Here is a 19,052-nt window from a genome sequence, read left to right as displayed (position 1 = left end):
CGCTGGTAGCTGCGGCCCGACCCAGAATGTAATTGTATGCAGGTGCCATCAAGGCAGTTCTATTTGGATATACCCAACTTCGGGCCCGATCCACTGACGAGAAGCGACAATTTCAGAGGCCGAGACCCTGTAGCTGTTCTGGAACTGTGTATCCTTCCCCTTGCAGGATTCCACGATAGGGTCCACTCCCCTATAGTCGCAGATATAGCTTTTGATCACGATCTTACTCTCGCCATCAAGATACCTATGTACTCGGACCGCCCGCCCGCGGTTGCTTATCGCTGTCTCAGAGACATCGGTGTTCATCAGATCAAACCCAAGCCCGCGGGTTCCAACCAGGACACCGTCTCTAAGTGAAAGCGAGATCCCGTCGGGAGTGACGTAAGTCTCTACATCTCGGTTTACACCGGATTGTATTAAGACTGAAGCTTGGTCTCTACTCTCTAGCCGCGCGATTAACAGCGCATTGTTGCCAAAGCGCTGCCGGACTTCTGGTGTCAATTGTCGGCGAATGTTGTCAACCGTTTGTGAGGTTTGTGCTTTGGTTGCTTGGCCTGTGAGGCTCTGAACCGCAGATGCAAATGTCACTTGCTCGGGCTTTTCGGTGCCGCAACTTGCGACACCAATCGTCAGCAGCAACATGAGGAAGAGTTTCTTGTTCATCTCCAAAACCTTCCCCAGCTGTCTTTCATTTCTGGCGCGTGGTAGCTGCGCACACTGTCATAGAGACGATCTTGAACCTTTAGGCGGGCTCCGCCATCGCGTGTGAGGGGCTGTACGACTGCGGTATAGGTCTTATCCGATGCTGTACCAAGGAAGTGAGAAAGCGGAACAGTAAATCTAAGGCCCTTGTCAAAGGAGCCTTCGCCGAAGTCATCGAACGAGACATCCGTAAAGGTTGCGTAAGCGCCAACACTCCAACCGTTTGCAAATGTGCGGTCCAAAGAAAAAGTGGCACCGATGTCTCCGGCCAAGTAACGACCCGCATCGACCTGTCCCAAGTAGCCGTTCCCAAAGTCGTAGTAAGCCGACAAATGACCTGTCGTCACGTCATAGTCCCGAAATCCAAAGCCCTGATCAAAGTCGCGCTGTACCGCGTAGTTAACTTCGGCACCCAAGGCTAGACGACTCGCAACAGGCTTCCATAGAAGTTCGCCAGAAACCCCACCGAATTCAGACTCGAGATACCCTGCTGTAACACGGGCGTAGTAATCTTTAGCGGGACGAAAATAATGTGCTACCGTGAGATGCTTGAGCGCTGTATCACCCTCGCGTGCGTAAATATAGCCTTCAGATCTGACCCGGGGGATGACGGAATCTGACGGCCTGGTTGCATCGCCAATGTTGCCGGCCAGGCGCTGCTCGACGCTGCCGGAGATAATCCAGCTGGGAGAAATTTTGTAGCGGCCTTCAAGACGCAGGCCTGCATCTACGCGAACCGGTTGATCAGGGTCGAAATAACTTAGAGACGCGTAGGGTCCCAAGGACCAAGTGAAGCGATTGAACTGACTGTCGTTATATGTCGCACCATCAAGGCTACCCGCGGCGTCAGAAATCTCCGCACGCGCATAGCTTTGCCATGCGCCATCCGGCGCATGTTCGAGGTCTTCGAGATCAGAGCGCTTGAGCGTTGTGGCAGAAAGGGGAATGCCATTTTCGACAGGGACAATTTTGAATGTTTCAATCGAGGCAGGCAGAACTCGGGTCAGAATCCGAGCGCTCCGTCCGAGGGCTTCTGGCCTGCCGAGATAGCGATTGTTGCGAATATGAATGGTCGCGCTACGCGCGCTGACCTCCATCGCCTCCAAAGCCATCCCATCGCTATTAAGCAAGGCGGCTGTTTGTTCGCGCAAACGAACTTCAGTCCCTTGGGCCTGTGTCCAGCCGAGATCTTCGGTTGTCCCTGGGGCGCGCCGCTGAACCGGTAGCGGAGCGATGCCGGTGCCGCCATTGACGGCAGGGTGCCGCGGGTTGGTTCGCATATTCAAAGCAAATCCAATTTCGGAACCATATAGATAATGGGCCTGCAGGTGGATGTTGTCTTGGATTCTATAATCCAGACCAAAGTTAAATGGGCTTTCTCGTTCAAAACCGCCCGGTCCCGTCTCACGTGAATAGGCATCAGAGGAATATTCAGCCTTGAGGGTCAGCTTGTCGGTGGCCTGCCAGGCAACGCCGCCGAAGAAGGCGGCATCTCCCCGAAACCAGCCGGCTGACTCAATCTCGCCGCCACGCCCAACTTCGCGCTCGGGTCTTGTCTCAAACCGCTCATCAAATACGCCGAGGGGGTTCGAAAAGCCATTGTAGCTCGCCAGCCGTCCCCAGCCGATACCCCCTGTAAAAGTCAATCGTGGCGAGAAGGTTTTCGTCGCAACGATATATTCGCCAGAGTAGACGCCCGTGCCGATAAAATCTTGCAATCCGACAGCAAGAGCAGGGCGGCTGGCCGTTTCGTTTAGAAACCGGTAGCGCAGGTCGAAGGATCGATCGAAAAGGTCACCTCCGGATAAATAATTCTCGATTATACTGTATCGAAAGCTGCCCGAAAGGCGCGGCGTGATCTGAAAGCTGAGAGTTGAACGCGTCGAATTCGCGAACTTACTTACAGTTGCTGCAAGTTCGGCATCTTCCGCGCTCTGTGCGGTGGGCATGTCGATCAGACCGGGTGTGCCGTATGTGGAGTATGAATAGCCCTGTGTTTCAGCCGCAACAGGAAACAGCAGTGCGCTTAAGCCGAGCAACGCGCGCGGTGCCCGTTTTTTCAAACCTCGCTTCGCTATGCCATCCATTCAAATATCCCTTATTGTCTCATATCTGATAAAGGCAGCCCCATAGCTGTACAACCTGTACGCGCCATTTCGAGCCCAATCATCGGTTCGCAAGATTTTGATGTGGCCTAACTGTCGCAGTTGACCTACCTGAAAGCCGCATGAAGCGAAACGATGACCTAAGACCTATACGGGGGGCCGAAGTGCTGACGCGCATCAAGTCGAAACTTAATAACTGGCAAGGGCGCTCAGCTGAGCAAGAGACGATGGCATCGGTGAGCCTGTGCCCAGATAGCCCGTTTTTTGCGGTCGGAGATATTCATGGCTGTGCGGGGCAGCTCAACAGACTTTTCGACCGTCTTGATGAAGCTGCTCTAGGTCAAGAAACATGCGTTTTTTTAGGCGATTACATCGATCGGGGTTCGCAGTCGCGGGAGGTCCTGTCGCAGCTTTATGAGATCAGCCAGCTGATGTCTGAAAAAGTTGTCTGCTTGATGGGGAACCATGAGCGGATGATGCTCGACTTTATCGATGACCCTGCCGGGGCAGGCTTGCTATGGCTTCAAAATGGCGGGGTAGAAACCCTGGCGAGCTTTGGGATAGCGGTACGTGGTGGAACGATGGACACTGAGGCTTCTGTTCAACTCGCAGATCAATTGGAGGCCAAACTACCTGCAGGTCTGCAGGACTGGCTTCGTGCACTGCCGATGCAGTGGTCGACAGGAAATATCTATTGTGTTCATGCCGCAATGTCGCCAAAGCGCGCGCCAGATGATCAGCGTGGGCAGGTCATGCTTTGGGGGCATCCTGACTTCCTGAAGGCCCGCCGAAAGGATGGCAACATTGTCGTTCACGGTCATACGATCGTAAAGAATGCGGGCTTAGATGGCGGCCGTATTGCAGTTGATACAGGCGCCTATCGCACTGGACGGTTGAGCGCGGTGCATATTTTGCAGGGCGATTGCAAGGTCATAGAGACGCGGTAGCTCTAGGCCGCCCAAAAATATTTCTGGCTTCGAGACTTCAGGCTTCCAATCCCGAAGCTTGGTGTATAAGCGTTCACGAATGAACGGTGCTCCGTTTGCAGCAGAGTCGCAAGGCGACCTCTGGTGCGGTAGCCGTGGATCACAGTGGCGATGACCAGAAAAATTGATGAAGATACCCGCTTCCGCGTGATGCGCGCGTTGGAGGTCGATCCTAAGCTTTCACAGCGAGAGCTGGCAAAATCCCTTGGGATAAGCCTTGGCCTAGTAAACTACTGCCTGAAGGGTCTGGTAGACAAAGGTCAGGTGAAGGTGAGCAACTTTCGCGCCTCGAACAACAAGCTGCGCTATGCCTATGTATTGACGCCGCGCGGCGTTTTAGCCAGAGCGAAGCTGACAAGAGCGTTTCTGAAGCGTCGGATGGTTGAGCATGAAGCGTTAATGGCGGAGATTGAGGCACTGCAGGATGAGGTTGAGACGGCCGGGCAGGGGGCTTCAGCAAATGTCCGATAGTTTGCGTTATTGGAGGTTTAAGAAGAATGCTAATTCATTTTTTTCTTCCAATAGTAGTTACAAGCACCACAGTTCTAATTTCGTAGCGAGGTGGGCTGGAGAACGAGATCTCCGCTTTGCTGTATGCTGTTAATTCAACAAAAAGTCATTACCGGCAGATTTGGAGTTTACCGATGACTAACAAGAACAATTTGTTGTTTCATTATCCGATGCTTAGCAGACCTGACTTAGGACTTTTTCGAGCTCCGGGACCAGGCCTAGGTAACTTACTATTCCCAATTTCTCGCGCGTTAATCGCGCAGAACAGTACCGGCGGAACGTTTATTTTTCCTACAATGCGTCAAGTAAAGATCGGAACTTTTATTAGGCGCGAGAAAGATAAGAGAACATATGGAAATCTGTTCAGAGCCCGGACGCTCTATGAACTGATCGAATGGGCGCAGACAAGTTCTCTTAAGCATCGGTTAGAAGGTGAAGTAGATCCTCAAGCAAGACTAGTTCGATACGTTGGAATGGGTCGACAGTTTCACGACCTCAAGGGACACAGAGAAATGGTTCTTGGCTTCCTAGAGACGGCGGCTCGGCTCCTTCCGTCGGTCGTTCAATACGATATCGCTATTCACGTGCGTTTGGGCGACTTCGCGCCACCCAGAAAGGATGCAGCACATGTGAACACTCAGGTGCCCCTAGAGTGGTATCGTGATGCATTCGCGAAAGCTCAGTCACTTTGCGGGAACCGTCCCCTCAAAGCGATACTGTTTTCCGACGACAATCCGGCAGAGGTAATTCGAGAACTTGGAATACGGGGAGTAGAACCAGAACCTCATACCAACTCTTTAACATCGCTTATTCTCATGTCACGAGCGAGAGTACTCGTGGGTTCTCGTTCGACGTTTTCACTTTGGGCACAGTATTTAGGCGATACGCACGCTATTTGGCCTGCGGAATTTGAGCTTTCTAAATATAAAGAACCGGATGCCCAAAAAGACCTTTTTGTGTGAGAAGTAGTTTTCAATGGCCGTAGTACGAAGACTTCGTTCCTTTATGGCGATGGCGGGGGGGCGGGTGGGTCGTAATGGACTACTGTCGCTGATACAAAGTGTCATCGGGGTGGGAGCCTATTTTTGGGTGATGCGCTACGTGGTTGCAGTCGCGGGCTTAGAGGGCGTCGGTTTATGGTCGCTCACAATGGGCTTCGTCGCACTTGTTCGACTAATGGACCTTTCAGGAGCAAGCGGACTAGCTCGCATGGTGGCCAGTGAAACAAACAGTAGCAAAGCTCAAGCCGCTTACATTGACACCTGTACCGGATTTATCTTTGTACTATATATTGTATTGTCATTTCTCGCATACTTGCCTTTACGATCCGCCATCTCCGGTTCGGTAAATTCGGCATCTCTTGAAGTGGCTCATGAATTATTGATTTGGGCGCTATTAGCACTACCAATTAATATCATTGGAGTTTCACAATTAAGCGCAATCGATGGCCTTGGCCGAGCAGATATTCGATCAGTAGTGAACATTTCAAGCTTTGCGATATTTGGTTTGTTAGCCGCTGTACTGGTTCCAACAGAAGGAATCCTCGGGCTGGCGTATGCTCAATTTGCTCAATATGTTACGGTACTTTTCTTCGCTCGGCTTGTATTGGTCGCAAATATCCCTACACTGGGTATAATACCTACCCGGTTTTCTCGAGAGGCTTGGACCTCATCGACCAATTATGGCTTCAGACTCCAAGCATCTACGGTCCCAATGTCGCTATTCGACCCACTAACGCGGATCCTTCTTGCTCGATATTTAGGCTTAGAATCTCTCGGAATATACGATCTAAGCTACAAGCTCGCCGGCAATGTCCGCACTCTCGTTCAGGCTGCGCTAAATCCACTAGTTCCCGAATTCACTCGCTTGCATCGTTCGAGTGTTAAAGGCGCTAAGGCCCTCCATTCTCAGGTAAGTATAAAGTCAATTAGGGCGGTCATATTATCTTTTCTGGCTTTAGTCTTAGTCTCTCCGCTTCTAAGTCTTTTTCTTCTTGAAGAAATTTCTTCCAACTTCATTTTCTGCGTTGCCGTGTTCTCCTTGGGCTGGGGGACTTCCTCATTCGGCCTTATCACCCAGCTTTACGCTCGTGCGGCAGGTGTGTTGCGTTGGAGTATTGTTGGCCAGTGGGGGCTGCTTTCTTCCGGTATCGGTGCAACTGTCTGGTTGTCAGAGAATGACAGAGGGTCAATCACAATCGTCGCAATGACAGTTGCTTCAGCTATTGCCATGGGGCATTTGTTTGCCTTTATCGGGGAAACAAGGACATTATCACTTTTGCCCTTGGGAACAAGACAATCCGCCATTTTAACTTGCTTAGAAATTGCAGGATTCATCGTATTTACCTCGAGCGTCGCGTTCCTAGCATGGTGAATCCGAAATACTTCTCAAGGAATGGAGTCGTTCGTTTCACTTGCGACTTTCGCAAAGTCTTATGCTGAGCTTTATCGTTATGTGGTGGCGGATGATGTGATGGGTACAATTTATATCATTCTCTCTCTTGTAATCTCAATCTCTTGGTTGGCTCTCCGGAATAAGTTGCTAGACTTAGGTGCTGGTCTCGTAGCGGGAAATATATTCTTTGCGCTTATTCCGATGACTTTGGCTCCATATCTAGGTGAAATCGTAGCTGAAGGTTTAGCGATAGACCCTTTTATTTCCGCTTCGCCAAGCCTCGGATTGTATGCTTTTCTATTCTCAGTTTCTATCGTGCTAGCGACTGAGGTGTCGAGGATGGTCAAGCCTAGGAGAGTATCCGCGCGCGGCTCTGCTGAAGGAAGCCGAGCACCGAATGCCGGTGAGTTCCGCACCGTATTTCTTTATGCCACTGGGTGCTTGATTATCGTTTTTATTAGCAGTGGTAAGTTGTCTGGAGCGCACTGGGCCGCCCATGCAGACGCTGGATTTATCGGTGCCCTCGTGGGATTGTTTGCGCTCTCGTTCCGAGCATATATCTTTGCTATCTCAATAGCTGTTATGCGTAGCGACCCGAAGAAAGTTATGGTTCTACTAATTGTATTTACAGCTTTAGATGTTGTCTTAACAGGAAATCGGATCACAGTACTTTATCTCGTGTTTGCAGTATTATTTTCAGGTGCATTTGGGTCCGTGACGCTGGCTATAATGGCTGTCACCGCAGCGCCGCCAGCATATTTTCTCGCGGTGCTATACCCGGCATTTCGCGGAGTCGTTTGGAGTCAATTTGGTGGGTTCTCCGGATTTGAAGCGGCTTTCTGGTATGTTTGGCACAACGGCGCACCGGCATCGTTCGAGATGTCAGGGTTATACGCTTTATTTGAGGCCGCAAATGTAGTTATTTTTCAATACATTTTCGAAACGTTTGGCCGCACACATGAATTTCTCAATGGCGAAACGGTAGTAGTGAAGCCTTTAACTTTTTTCATTCCTCGGGAGCTATGGCCATCAAAACCGTTAGGGCTTGGAACACGGTTGGGCGTTGATGTATTTGGCGTTTACGGCCTTTCACTAAATTCCTTACTTATGGGTGAATTCTACGCAAATTTCGGTTGGTTCGCTCCGGTCATGATGTTCTTACTTACCGCTGTTCTGTCTGTTCTTAGCAACGGAAACAAGGCGCTTCAAGATCCGCGCTATCAACTTACGGCCTTTATCCTTGCATTCTCAGCTTGGCGTCACGAATTTAATTATATCGTGTTTGGCTTTATCGTTGCATTTTTTGTTATCGGGATAACCCGGAAGATGGCAAAAAAGAATCTTAATTGAATTAAATGAAGGGTGAAAGTGGCTCTTCGCTTTTACATCGATTGGGCTGTCGTTATTGTCCCTTGTAGAGAATGCAAGTTTTCAGTGTGCGAGCAGGGAAAGATCTTTATGTCGATAGACCCAAACGTAGCGGTTATATATTCACATTTTCCTCACTACCGCACGGCTGTGTTCAATGAGCTGGCCTGTAGCGATGGAATGTCATTTGAATTTTTCTATGATCCAGCAGGAATTACAAGCACGATCAAGAACGGTGAGTTCTTAAGTGGGCATCATGCCTTGCCGGTTGTGCAATGGCGAAGTTTTTCTTGGCAGCGTGGCGCGGTGAAGCTTGTGTGCTCAGATCAAGCGGATGCATACATATTTCTTGGAAATCCTTACATTCTTTCTAGTTGGTTTGCAGCTTTCGCTGCGCGACTGAGGGGACGTCCCGTCCTTTTCTGGACTCACGGATGGCTTCGGCATGAGGCAGGGATAAAAGGTTTGCTGCGTAGGGTGTACTACAAGCTATGCACTGACCTATTGGTTTACGGCCAACGTGCGCGGAGGATCGGCATTGAAGCAGGTTTCCCCGGAACGCGGATACATGTAATTTATAACTCCCTTGACTACGAAGCGCAAAGGGAGATTCGCGAGAAGATGTTAGCGGAGCGAATGCTGCGAGAAGGAGTTGACGAGAATAAACCTTACTTTCTTACAGTGTCAAGGTTGGTGCCAGAGGTGAGGCTGGATCTTGCAATTGAAGCGCTATCCAAATTGCCTGACGAAGCCACCCTAGTGATCATTGGGACTGGGGAAGAGAGAGACGCGTTAGAGTCGCTGGCAAAAAGTTTGGGAGTAGATGTGCACTTTCTGGGTGCGATCTATGATGAAAAGCGCCTTGCCGCTCTTTTCGTCGACGCCATCGCAGTGGTATCGCCCGGGAAGGTGGGCCTGCTTGCAATGCATGCTCTCGCGTATGGTACTCCTGTAATTACTCACGATGATTTTGACTATCAGATGCCGGAAGTCGAAGCTATTGTACCAGGCAAGACTGGCGCCTTCTTTAAGAAGGGTAATTCGTCTGATCTAGCCGGAGTCATGGCTGGGTTCCTTAAACAAACAGAGTGTGATCATTGCCATGAGAGCCGCCGAACTATAGCTATCGATACAATTGAAGCTGACTACACACCGCGCATACAAGCGAAAAGGATACGGTCAGCAGTATTGGCGGCAATTGAAAGAGGCCGAACATGAAGGTAAGATCTATATTAAGGTGGGTTAGGCTGCGTTGGCGCCGTCTTCAATATCGTGCTAAATATGTGCACCCAACAGTTTATCTTGGAGCAAATTGTGAAATTGATCGCTCGCTAGTTATGGGCCCCTATGGTTACATTGGCCCTCGAGCTAGTATTCCGTGCGGCGTCGAGATCGGTAAGTATGTAATGATCGGGCCCGATCTTATCCTTACGGGCAACGACCATCGCTTTGATATACCTGGCTCAGCTGTAATCTTTTCTGGGCGGCCTCGTCCTACAACTTGTGTAATTGAAGATGACGTCTGGATTGGCGCACGCGTCACTATACTAATGGGTACTCGCATTGGCCGTGGGTCCATTATAGCAGCTGGGGCGGTTGTAGCGCACGACGTACCAGCCTATTCGATAGTTGGGGGCATTCCTGCTAAGCTTATTAGGTACCGGTTTGATAAACAGGATGCTGAAAAGCATGATGCGTTTCTCGCCATGCCACCGCGAAAGGGTGAGTACTGTAAGCCCATTGGAGCTGACCAAGTATGAGGAACGAAAAGCGATTTAAGCCTAATCACGGAAGTACAAGGCGTAAGCCGCCTCGCGGAAATACTGTTGATGTGCTTGCCAATCGGGCATCCAAAAAATGGAGTAAAAGAGAACTAGCCGGTAGAGTCCTGTGGGCTATGGTTGTTCCATTTTTTTTATTTAGCCCGCGGCCGTTTTGGGTATGGCGGAGCTTAATTCTCCGGGCATTCGGAGCACGGGTAGGTCGAAATGTACATATTTATCCTACTGTTCGGATTGCAATCCCATGGAATCTGGTGCTGGGCGAGGGAGCGGCGATCGGGGACAGAGTTTTGTTGTACTCTTTGGGGAGAATAATCGTTGAACCGCGCGCCACCATTTCGCAAGGCTCTCACATTTGCGCCGGGACCCATGACCTCAGTAGGTCAGATCGTCCGCTACTGAAGCCTCAGATTGTTATCGGGAGGGATTCTTGGATTGCAGCTGATGCATTTATCGGGCCAGCGGTAAAAGTAGGTGCTGGGGCAGTTGTCGGCGCTCGTGCTGTGGTCACTAGAGACGTTCCAGAAGATTGCATTGTCGCAGGAAACCCGGCACGCACTATTCGGCAATTATGATCGATTACTCTACAAACAGTCGGTGATTGGGAATGTTAACTGGCCATAGCAGGCCATTTAGTACAGTACACTAGTGTCTACTTTGCCCCCCCCTCCAAGGTCTCTTAATAGATGGCATCGCAATAGAACTGGCTAGATATATCTTGAAATGGAGTATTGTTCAGTCTTGTTAGATTAGCGTTTAGAGAGATTTGGCTAGCTATTCTATTTTTTCTTCTCGCGGTATAGCCAGTCTGATGTTATGGCTTTGCGAAATGTAGCGGGTCGTCATAGGGCAAGTTTTATGGGTATCACTGTTGTTATTCTTACAAAGGATGAAGAGCGGCACATCGAGCGTGCCCTGGAGTCCGTATCCGGGCTCGCCGATCGAATAGTAGTAGTAGATAGTGGTTCTACCGACAAAACAGTTGATCTTGCGAGACAAGCTGGCGCTAGAGTTCTTGTGAACCCGTTCACGACGCAGGCTCAACAGTTTAACTGGGCCCTTAAGGAGCTGCCAGAAGACACTGACTGGGTGCTGCGCCTCGATGCAGATGAGATTATCACAAACGTTCTACGTAATGAAATACTTGATAGGCTTACTTCGCTAGATTCAAGCATAAAAGGTGTTTACGTATTACGACGAATACATTTCCTAGGCCGTCCGATCCGTTGGGGTGGGGTCTTCCCTGTGCGTATTTTGCGGCTTTTCCACCATGGCTACGGTCACTGCGAGAATCGCTGGATGGACGAACATATCGTTGTAGGAGGATCTACTGTTGAGTTTTCCGGTGAAATCATCGACGATAATCGCAATTCTTTGGGCTGGTGGACGGAAAAGCATAACTCATATGCCAGCAGGGAAGTCGTAGATATCCTCAATCAAAAGTACAAATTTATGGCTCAAGAAAGCGTTGCTCAGTTGCGTGGTGGTAACCAGGCAGGGATCAAGCGCTGGATTAAGGAAAATGTGTACGCACGGCTACCCAGTGGGCTGCGGGCCTTCGCGTATTTCTTTTACAGATATGTTATTCGGTTGGGTTTCTTGGACGGCAAGGAAGGCACCGCATTCCACGTGTTGCAGGGGTTCTGGTATCGATACCTTGTCGATATGAAGCTTCATGAGGTAAAAGTCCGGATGGAGAAAGAGAACGTCGATGTAGAAACCGCAATCCACGAGGTTCTTGGGATTAACGTTCATTCCCAAACAGAAACTGAGTGATGGCTTGGACTTGAGCCTCGATTGCTCTATGCTCGATATCCAAACTTATCGAAGCTTCGGGTCTGCAACGCACTTGAGGTTCTGGTGCAAAGTCATCAACTAGGTGACTGTGCTTACTCAATTCGCATCTCTTCCACTTCCTAACTCCATTACCCTAAACGGCCTTTAAAAATGAAAATTTCAATCGTGACGGCCGTCTTTAACCGTGCCGGAACAATCGCTGATGCATTGCAGAGCGTAGAGACGCAAAGCTACCAGAACATTGAGCATATTATTCAAGATGGCGGTTCCGGAGACGGCACTCTGGACATAATACGTCAATTTAGTAGTTCCCCGGCCCAGCTGGTTTCTGAGCCTGACGGTGGGATCTATGACGCGATCAACAAAGGCATTTCCCGGGCCAGTGGCGACATCATCGGCCTCATGCACTCAGACGATTTCTTCGCTGATGATTTGGTCCTGCAAAGGGTCGCTGAGACGTTTCGCGATCCGGAGGTCGATGGCGTGTATGGTGACCTAGATTACGTATCCGCGAGCAATACGGGCAAGATTGTAAGGTGTTGGCGTTCAGGCCCTTATCACCCAGACCTCTTAAAGCGGGGTTGGATGCCCCCACATCCAACCCTCTATCTGCGCCGGGAGGTGTTTGACCGCTGGGGGCTTTACGATACGTCGATGCGTATTGCAGCTGATTACGAGGCTATGTTGCGTTATCTCGCTCAGGGGGAAATCCGTCTTGCTTATATCCCCGAAGTGCTGGTGAAAATGCGAGTCGGCGGTGAGAGCAACCGCTCATTGTCCCGCATGCTGCAAAAGAGCCGTGAAGATTACACCGCGTTGCGGCGTTATGGTGTCGGTGGCATGGGCACACTTATGGCCAAGAATTTCTCGAAGCTTGAACAATTTCTTCCTAGGAAAGGAAACCCTAAATGACCAAACGGGCACTTATTACCGGTGTTACTGGACAAGATGGCTCCTATCTTGCGGAGTTCTTGCTCGACAAGGGCTACGAAGTTCATGGGATTAAACGACGGGCTTCTTCGTTTAACACACAGCGTGTCGATCATATCTATGAAGACCCCCATATGGATCACGCCCGCTTCAAACTGCACTACGGGGATCTGACCGACACGTCGAACCTCACACGGCTCCTAAGCGAAGTTCGCCCTCATGAGGTCTATAACCTCGGCGCGCAAAGCCACGTTGCGGTGAGTTTCGAAGCGCCAGAATATACGGCCGATGTTGACGCCATCGGCACCCTTCGTTTGCTCGAAGCGATCCGCTTTCTAGGGATGGAAAAGACCACCCGTTTCTATCAAGCCTCAACCTCGGAACTATACGGTCTCGTGCAAGAAATACCGCAGACTGAGGCTACTCCGTTCCACCCTCGCAGCCCCTATGCGGTTGCTAAAATGTATGCCTATTGGATAGCTGTGAACTATCGTGAAGCCTACGGCATGTATGCCTGTAACGGTATCTTGTTTAACCATGAATCTCCCCGCCGCGGCGAGACTTTCGTTACCCGCAAGATCACCCGGGGGTTGGCGAATATCGCGCAAGGTCTGGAGCCTTGCCTCTACATGGGGAACATCGACAGCCTGCGCGACTGGGGTCACGCCAAAGACTACGTGCGGATGCAGTGGATGATGCTGCAACAGGACACGCCAGAAGATTTCGTGATTGCGACCGGGGTGCAATATTCGGTTCGTGAGTTCATCACTTGGACGGCCAAAGAACTGGGCCTAACGCTAGAGTTCAGCGGCGAAGGTGTTGATGAGATTGCTACGGTCAGCGCTATCGACGGGAACATGGCACCGGGGCTGAAGGTCGGTGATGTGGTCATGCGCATTGACCCGCGCTACTTCCGGCCGGCAGAGGTAGAAACGCTGCTTGGAAACCCGGCCAAAGCTAAGAAGGTGTTGGGCTGGGTACCCGAAATCACTGCACAGGAGATGTGTGCAGAGATGGTGGAGGCAGACCTTCGTATCGCGCGCCGGCATGCGTTGCTGAAAGAGCATGGCTACGCGCTGCCGATGACTGTGGAGCAAGGATGACATGCAGAAAATCTACATCGCAGGCCATCGCGGCATGGTCGGGAGCGCCATTTTGCGCCAGCTTAAGGCGCGGCAGACAGCAGCAAATGATTTCACTCTGATCACCCGAACCCATGCGGAACTAGACCTGACCGATCAGGCTGCCGTGCGTGAATTCATGCAGGCAGAGAAGCCGGATGTGGTAATCCTCGCCGCCGCGCGGGTAGGGGGCATTCACGCCAACAACACCTATCCAGCGGATTTTATCTACGAAAACCTGATGATCGAGTGTAATGTCATTCATCAGGCCTTTGCTGCCGGCGTAACTAGGCTGCTGCAATTGGGCTCGTCTTGCATTTACCCGCGTGCCGTGGCGCAGCCGATGAAGGAAGATGCATTGCTCACCGGTGTGTTGGAGCCTACCAATGAGCCTTATGCGGTGGCCAAGATCGCCGGGATCAAGCTCTGCGAAAGCTACAACCGTCAGCATGGGACGGACTACCGTTCGGTCATGCCAACGAACCTTTACGGACCCGGTGACAATTTCCACCCAGATAATTCTCATGTATTGCCCGCCCTCATCAGACGCTTTCACGAGGCGGCACAGGCTGGAGACGATGAAGTGCAAATCTGGGGGACGGGGAAGCCGCGCCGGGAGTTTTTGCATGTAGATGATATGGCTGAAGCGAGCCTATTCGTGCTCGATCTCGACCGCGAGACTTATGGGGCTAATACGCAGCCCATGCTCAGCCATATTAACGTCGGCACCGGTACGGACGTTTCGATTATGGAACTGGCGCAGGTGGTCGCCCGGGTTACCGGCTTCGAGGGGCGCATTACTAATGACCCCAGCAAACCAGATGGCACCCTACGCAAGTTGATGGATGTGAACCGTCTCGCCGATATGGGGTGGCGCGCTTCAATTGACCTCGAAAAGGGGCTGCGGGAAACTTACGACTGGTTTATCGACAATCAGGATACCATCCGGAATTAATCTGTCCCCTGCTTCGGCGTAGAGGTTGTCCGATGACGGGCTTCCCGCGATCCTGATCCTAACGGGGTCAGATTGTCGTTTTGTTGTTACCGAGCGATTGGCGGCGGTAGTGATGTTTGCTCGGAATGGCAGGACATGAGGGGAAAAACATCACGGTACCGCCTTCAAGAGTCGCGTTCAAAGATAAACCAAAGCGAGCCGAAGTTTCTCCGGTTTAGGTTAGGAAATACTCATGTCAGATACTATAATTGCCGTCGCAGGTCTCGGTTACGTCGGGCTATCTAACGCAGTTTTACTGGCGCAAAACAACCATGTTACGGCTGTAGATGTGAACCCCAAACGGGTTGCTCAGGTGAATGCAGGCCAATGCCCCATCATGGATCCTGAGCTCGAAGGCTTTCTTCGCAGTGAAGCGCTTCGGCTGACGGCGACCACTGATGCCGCGAAAGCTTATGCAAAGGCAGATTTTGTAGTGGTGGCGACGCCGACGAATTATGACCCAGTAGAAAACTCCTTTGACACCTCCACCGTCGAGGCGGTGATCCGCGCCGTGGTTGCGGTCAACGACCACGCCACAATCGTGATCAAATCCACCGTCCCGGTTGGCTATACCGCACGGGTCTCGGCTCAGATCGGCGGAGACCGGGTCATTTTTAGCCCGGAATTCCTGCGCGAGGGCAGAGCGCTGCACGACAACCTATATCCATCGCGGATCATCGTCGGGGAACGCTCGGCCCGGGCCGAGACATTTGCCGGGCTCTTAGCCGAGGGTGCGCTGCGCGACGACATACCGGTTCTCTACACGAATGCCTCCGAGGCTGAGGCAATCAAGCTCTTCGCCAATACATACCTCGCCATGCGCGTGGCCTATTTCAACGAACTCGACAGCTATGCAATGAGCCACGGTATGGACAGTCGGCAGATCATCGAAGGGGTCAGCCTCGACCCACGAATCGGCGCGCATTACAATAACCCTTCCTTCGGCTACGGTGGCTATTGCTTGCCCAAAGACAGCAAACAGCTGTTGGCGAATTACTCCGAAGTACCGCAAAATATGATCCGGGCTATCGTCGACGCCAACCGCACCCGTAAGGACTTCATCGCCGACCAGATCCTCGCCCGACGCCCCAGTCGTGTTGGCGTCTACCGGCTAGTTATGAAGGCTGGGTCGGATAACTTCCGGCAAAGCGCGATCCAAGGCGTGATGAAGCGAATCAAGGCCAAGGGGATCGAAGTTGTGGTCTATGAGCCTGAATTGGCCGAAGAGGAATTCTTCAGCTCAAAGGTGGCACGCGACCTTACTGGTTTTAAGGAAGATTGCGATGTCATATTAGCGAACCGCCGAACCCGTGACCTTGATGACGTCTCAGAGAAAGTCTTCACCCGCGATCTATTCGGGTCTGATTGACGTCAGTGTTTTTTACAACCGGCTGTGATGGAGCATAGCGTGACTGGCTGTGATTTGAACGTCTTGCTCCCACCTTTGATGGGGCCTCCCTGCCAAATGCCAAGCTTCGGCGGTAAATTGGTGGTACCTGTCCGCGATTTTCGCAGTTGGCCAGCTTTCCGTAGCGCGCGTATATCGAAGTGGTCTGGCTAGGGGGCCTACCGCATATAGCGCTGATAAAATCGCACGCTATGAGAACAATGTAGGTGGCTTCAGAAGTGTTCAGGCATGCGACATGGTAGATCTGCAAATGGTGTCGCTTAACCATCATCGCCGCCGGTCTATTGCGTCCTGGCTGACGTTTGGCCTCTCAGTCTGCATTGCGGTATTGACGTTGATCCCGTCGAATGCCGGACCACATGTGCCTGGAGGCGACAAAGTGCATCACGTCCTAGCCTTCATGGCTTTGACATTGCCTTCCGCAGTTTTCTATCCGAAAGCACTTGTTCGAGTTGTGCTCGCTGCAGCGCTCTATGCTGGCCTCATCGAAATCATCCAACCTTTTGTTGGCCGCTCAGGGGAGATAGCTGACTTCCTGGCCGACCTACTTGGGATTGCGATCGGAGCTATGATTGGTCTTTTGCTTCATTGGGGAAGCAGATGTTTGCTCTCTAGTCAGCGTTAGCAGGAGTGAACTGGGGCGTTCAACCGTCACCTCGCACACTCGATTGAATCGCTTTGGTATAGAGTTTGCGTGGCGACGATTTGACGGGCCAATACATCGAAAGTGACCTGCTCCCCTGAAAAGTCCGGTGTTTTGAGTTAGCCTGTCCTCCAAGAGGGAGACAGACGATGAAGAGAAGCCGTTTCAGTGAAGAAGAGATAATCGGGATACTGAAGGAGCATCAGGCAGGGCTTGGCGCGAAGGAGCTGTGCCGCAAGCATGGCGTGAGCGATGCGACGTTTTATAAATGGCGGTCCAAATATGGCGGCATGGAAGTGTCGGAGGCCAAGAGGCTGAAGGCACTTGAGGTTGAGAATGCCAAACTGAAGAAGCTGCTGGCTGAGCAAATGATGGATGTGTCGACGCTTAAGGAGATGTTGGGAAAAAACTTATGAGGCCCGGTTCACGCAAAAAGGCAGTGACCTGGGCCATGACAGAGAAGCAATACAATCAAAAGCGGGCCTGCGCCTCGGCTGGGATCGACCCGCGTGTTTATCGGCGGGTTTCGAAGCGCTCAACGGACATTGATCTGCGAGACCGATGGAAAGAGCTGTCATCTGAACGACGTCGTTTTGGATACCGGCGGCTGCACATCCTGCTCAAACGTGAAGGCTGGGCGGTGAATTGGAAGAAGCTATACCGGATTTACCGCGAAGAAGGATTAACTGTCCGCAAACGGGGCGGTCGCAAGCGCGCTGTGGGCACCCGAACACCGATGGCGATCCCGCAGGGACCAAACCAACGGTGGTCGCTCGACTTTGTGTCCGACAGCCTGGCTTGCGGTCGCCGCTTCCGCATTCTGAATGTGATCGACGACTTCAGCCGCGAATGTTTGGCTGCCGTGGTCGACACATCGCTCTCAGGTGACCGTGTGGGTCGGGAGCTGGACCGCATTGCCGAGATGCGCGGCTACCCCTGCATGGTGGTCAGCGACAACGGCACAGAACTAACGTCGAATGCGATCTTAAAATGGCAGGAGGGTCGCAAGGTTGACTGGCACTACATCGCACCGGGCAAGCCCATGCAGAATGGATTTGTCGAAAGCTTCAACGGGCGCATGAGAGACGAATGTCTAAATGAGCACCTGTTCGATAACCTCCGCCATGCCCGCCAGTTGATCGCGGCGTGGCGCACCGACTTCAACCATAACCGCCCACACACAAGCCTCGCTGGCCTGACGCCAGCTGAATATGCTAACCGGTCAGAAGAGGGCCAAAACCTGAACAGAGCTAACCTAAATTAGCGGACACATCGGGGAGCAGGTCAAAAGCCCGGCTGATTGCAGGGTATCCATAGCCCCCGGACTGAGCCTTGGTCTTATGCCTCAATCAATTGATTGTGTGTTGGTGTGCGCCAAACCGAGGTAGGCCGTCTCTTGCCAGCTCAAAACAGATGATGTACACTTTTGTTAGATCGTGAGCGCATGATGTGCTTCGGTCGCCTTTGAAACGGGCGCCGACACATCAGGGTTGCCCCTATGCTATGGAGCCAGCTCATGATTAGTTCCCAAGGTCAGCCTTTTTGGACAAAAACGGCTTTGGACCGCCCCTCCCACACAGCAGCCTGTCAGGACGTCATATTGAACTGTCAGGGTCGATCTGCTATTAAGCTCTGCCGGAATGCACGGCGATTTGATGAAATGCTTGATGTTCTCGCGCACGGAGGGCTTTGGGCATGAGCATGCAGGCAAGTGATCTTGCTATACCCGACGTCGCGCTCTGGGCAATGCGGTACAGGCTGACACGCCAACAGGCGATTTTCGTCGAAGCTTACCGTCAAGACTTTGACCCGGTAAACGCGCTTCGCGTCGCGGGCTTTACTGGGCGGGACAAGAAGGCGCTTGCTTTTAAGCTGCTGAACCAGCGGAATATCCAAGCGGCTCTCAAGGCGCGCAACGAAGAGCTACATTGCCGCGCTGAGGAAATGCGGGAGGCAGCTCTAGAATGGATTCGGGACATGCTTGAAGCGGATCTTAGTGATATTTTCGATCCAAATGAACGCCCTAGACCTGTTGCCGACTGGCCGGTCGTATGGCGGAAGGGCCTCGTCCATTCAGTGAAGGTTCAATCGAAACCGGGCCACAATGGGACGTTCCACTTTCAAATCAAGATAAGAGATAGGCTTCGGTTTCTTGAACTCTTGATGCGCCATCTTGGAATGCTCGGTCCTCGCATTAAACGCAACGAGGATAAGAAACTTTTGGCTGCAGCGAGAGCAGCGCAAAAGAATGCTGACCGGATGGCGCTACGGAAACCATAGGATTGGCGTACTTATATCGGGGGGCTGGATAAA

17 protein-coding genes and 1 pseudogene are annotated in these 19,052 nt (G+C 51.7%); 16 read left to right on the top strand and 2 right to left on the bottom strand.

Features of this window, described 5'->3' with window-relative positions; translation table 11 throughout:
* Positions 1 to 48: 48 nt before the first annotated feature.
* Together ACSQ16_RS00995 and ACSQ16_RS00990 are read right to left on the bottom strand one after the other, a co-directional pair.
* Positions 49 to 663 carry a YjbF family lipoprotein gene (locus tag ACSQ16_RS00995; protein WP_435988427.1) on the bottom strand — a complete coding sequence of 205 codons (615 nt, stop codon included), beginning with the start codon at positions 661 to 663 and terminating at the stop codon, positions 49 to 51.
* Entirely contained in the window at positions 660 to 2,789 is a 2,130-nt protein-coding gene (locus ACSQ16_RS00990) for a YjbH domain-containing protein (RefSeq protein ID WP_435988426.1), read from the bottom strand. The genes ACSQ16_RS00995 and ACSQ16_RS00990 overlap by 4 nt, the downstream gene beginning before the upstream one ends.
* Before the next feature lie 182 nt (positions 2,790 to 2,971).
* Between ACSQ16_RS00990 and ACSQ16_RS00985 the strand changes: the two genes are divergently transcribed.
* The 16 genes and pseudogenes from ACSQ16_RS00985 to ACSQ16_RS00910 all read left to right on the top strand — a co-directional run bounded on the left by ACSQ16_RS00985 (position 2,972) and on the right by ACSQ16_RS00910 (position 19,019).
* On the top strand, positions 2,972 to 3,754 hold the full coding sequence (locus ACSQ16_RS00985) for a metallophosphoesterase family protein (protein ID WP_435988425.1): 783 nt from the start codon (positions 2,972 to 2,974) through the stop codon (positions 3,752 to 3,754).
* Positions 3,755 to 3,904: 150 nt separating this feature from the next.
* On the top strand, positions 3,905 to 4,264 hold the full coding sequence (locus ACSQ16_RS00980; protein WP_435988424.1) for a MarR family EPS-associated transcriptional regulator: 360 nt from the start codon (positions 3,905 to 3,907) through the stop codon (positions 4,262 to 4,264).
* A 173-nt stretch (positions 4,265 to 4,437) separates the two neighbouring features.
* Positions 4,438 to 5,265: a hypothetical protein gene (locus ACSQ16_RS00975; protein ID WP_435988423.1), complete on the top strand. Its 828-nt coding sequence runs from the start codon at positions 4,438 to 4,440 to the stop codon at positions 5,263 to 5,265.
* A gap of 13 nt (positions 5,266 to 5,278) precedes the next feature.
* Positions 5,279 to 6,676 (top strand): oligosaccharide flippase family protein, encoded by a 1,398-nt coding sequence (locus ACSQ16_RS00970; RefSeq protein WP_435988422.1) that lies wholly within the window; start codon positions 5,279 to 5,281, stop codon positions 6,674 to 6,676.
* A gap of 21 nt (positions 6,677 to 6,697) precedes the next feature.
* Positions 6,698 to 8,047, top strand: coding sequence for a hypothetical protein (locus ACSQ16_RS00965; protein ID WP_435988421.1), 1,350 nt, complete (start codon positions 6,698 to 6,700; stop codon positions 8,045 to 8,047).
* Positions 8,048 to 8,155: 108 nt separating this feature from the next.
* Positions 8,156 to 9,283, top strand: coding sequence for a glycosyltransferase family 4 protein (locus tag ACSQ16_RS00960; protein WP_435988420.1), 1,128 nt, complete (start codon positions 8,156 to 8,158; stop codon positions 9,281 to 9,283).
* Positions 9,284 to 9,573: 290 nt separating this feature from the next.
* Positions 9,574 to 9,732, top strand: a pseudogene (locus ACSQ16_RS00955) (DapH/DapD/GlmU-related protein); the annotation flags it as partial.
* A gap of 89 nt (positions 9,733 to 9,821) precedes the next feature.
* Positions 9,822 to 10,421: an acetyltransferase gene (locus ACSQ16_RS00950; RefSeq protein WP_435988419.1), complete on the top strand. Its 600-nt coding sequence runs from the start codon at positions 9,822 to 9,824 to the stop codon at positions 10,419 to 10,421.
* 283 nt (positions 10,422 to 10,704) lie between these two features.
* Positions 10,705 to 11,622, top strand: coding sequence for a glycosyltransferase family 2 protein (locus tag ACSQ16_RS00945; RefSeq protein WP_435988418.1), 918 nt, complete (start codon positions 10,705 to 10,707; stop codon positions 11,620 to 11,622).
* 171 nt (positions 11,623 to 11,793) lie between these two features.
* Positions 11,794 to 12,555 (top strand): glycosyltransferase family 2 protein, encoded by a 762-nt coding sequence (locus ACSQ16_RS00940; protein ID WP_435988417.1) that lies wholly within the window; start codon positions 11,794 to 11,796, stop codon positions 12,553 to 12,555.
* Positions 12,552 to 13,676: a GDP-mannose 4,6-dehydratase gene (gene gmd, locus ACSQ16_RS00935; protein ID WP_435988416.1), complete on the top strand. Its 1,125-nt coding sequence runs from the start codon at positions 12,552 to 12,554 to the stop codon at positions 13,674 to 13,676. The genes ACSQ16_RS00940 and gmd overlap by 4 nt, the downstream gene beginning before the upstream one ends.
* A 1-nt stretch (position 13,677) precedes the next feature.
* Entirely contained in the window at positions 13,678 to 14,649 is a 972-nt protein-coding gene (gene fcl / locus ACSQ16_RS00930) for a GDP-L-fucose synthase (protein ID WP_435988415.1), read from the top strand.
* A gap of 232 nt (positions 14,650 to 14,881) precedes the next feature.
* The gene (locus ACSQ16_RS00925; protein WP_435988414.1) at positions 14,882 to 16,057 is read left to right on the top strand and encodes a nucleotide sugar dehydrogenase; all 1,176 of its coding nucleotides are present in this window, start codon (positions 14,882 to 14,884) and stop codon (positions 16,055 to 16,057) included.
* 274 nt (positions 16,058 to 16,331) lie between these two features.
* Complete coding sequence (locus tag ACSQ16_RS00920) at positions 16,332 to 16,721, top strand: VanZ family protein (protein ID WP_435988413.1); 390 nt, start codon at positions 16,332 to 16,334, stop codon at positions 16,719 to 16,721.
* A gap of 167 nt (positions 16,722 to 16,888) precedes the next feature.
* Positions 16,889 to 18,003 (top strand): IS3 family transposase gene (locus ACSQ16_RS00915; RefSeq protein WP_435988412.1). Its coding sequence is split into 2 segments (ribosomal slippage): positions 16,889 to 17,138 and positions 17,138 to 18,003, totalling 1,116 coding nucleotides; the frame shifts between segments, so codons are not numbered across the junction.
* 431 nt (positions 18,004 to 18,434) lie between these two features.
* A complete protein-coding gene (locus tag ACSQ16_RS00910; RefSeq protein ID WP_435988411.1) occupies positions 18,435 to 19,019 on the top strand; it encodes a terminase small subunit in 585 nt (194 codons plus the stop codon).
* The last annotated feature ends 33 nt before the right edge of the window (positions 19,020 to 19,052 follow it).

Origin of the sequence: Sulfitobacter sp. SH24, assembly GCF_965641895.1 — a bacterium.
GTDB lineage: Bacteria > Pseudomonadota > Alphaproteobacteria > Rhodobacterales > Rhodobacteraceae > Sulfitobacter > Sulfitobacter dubius.
Note: the sequence above shows the minus strand (reverse complement) of the source record. Positions and strands in the feature narration are given on the sequence as shown.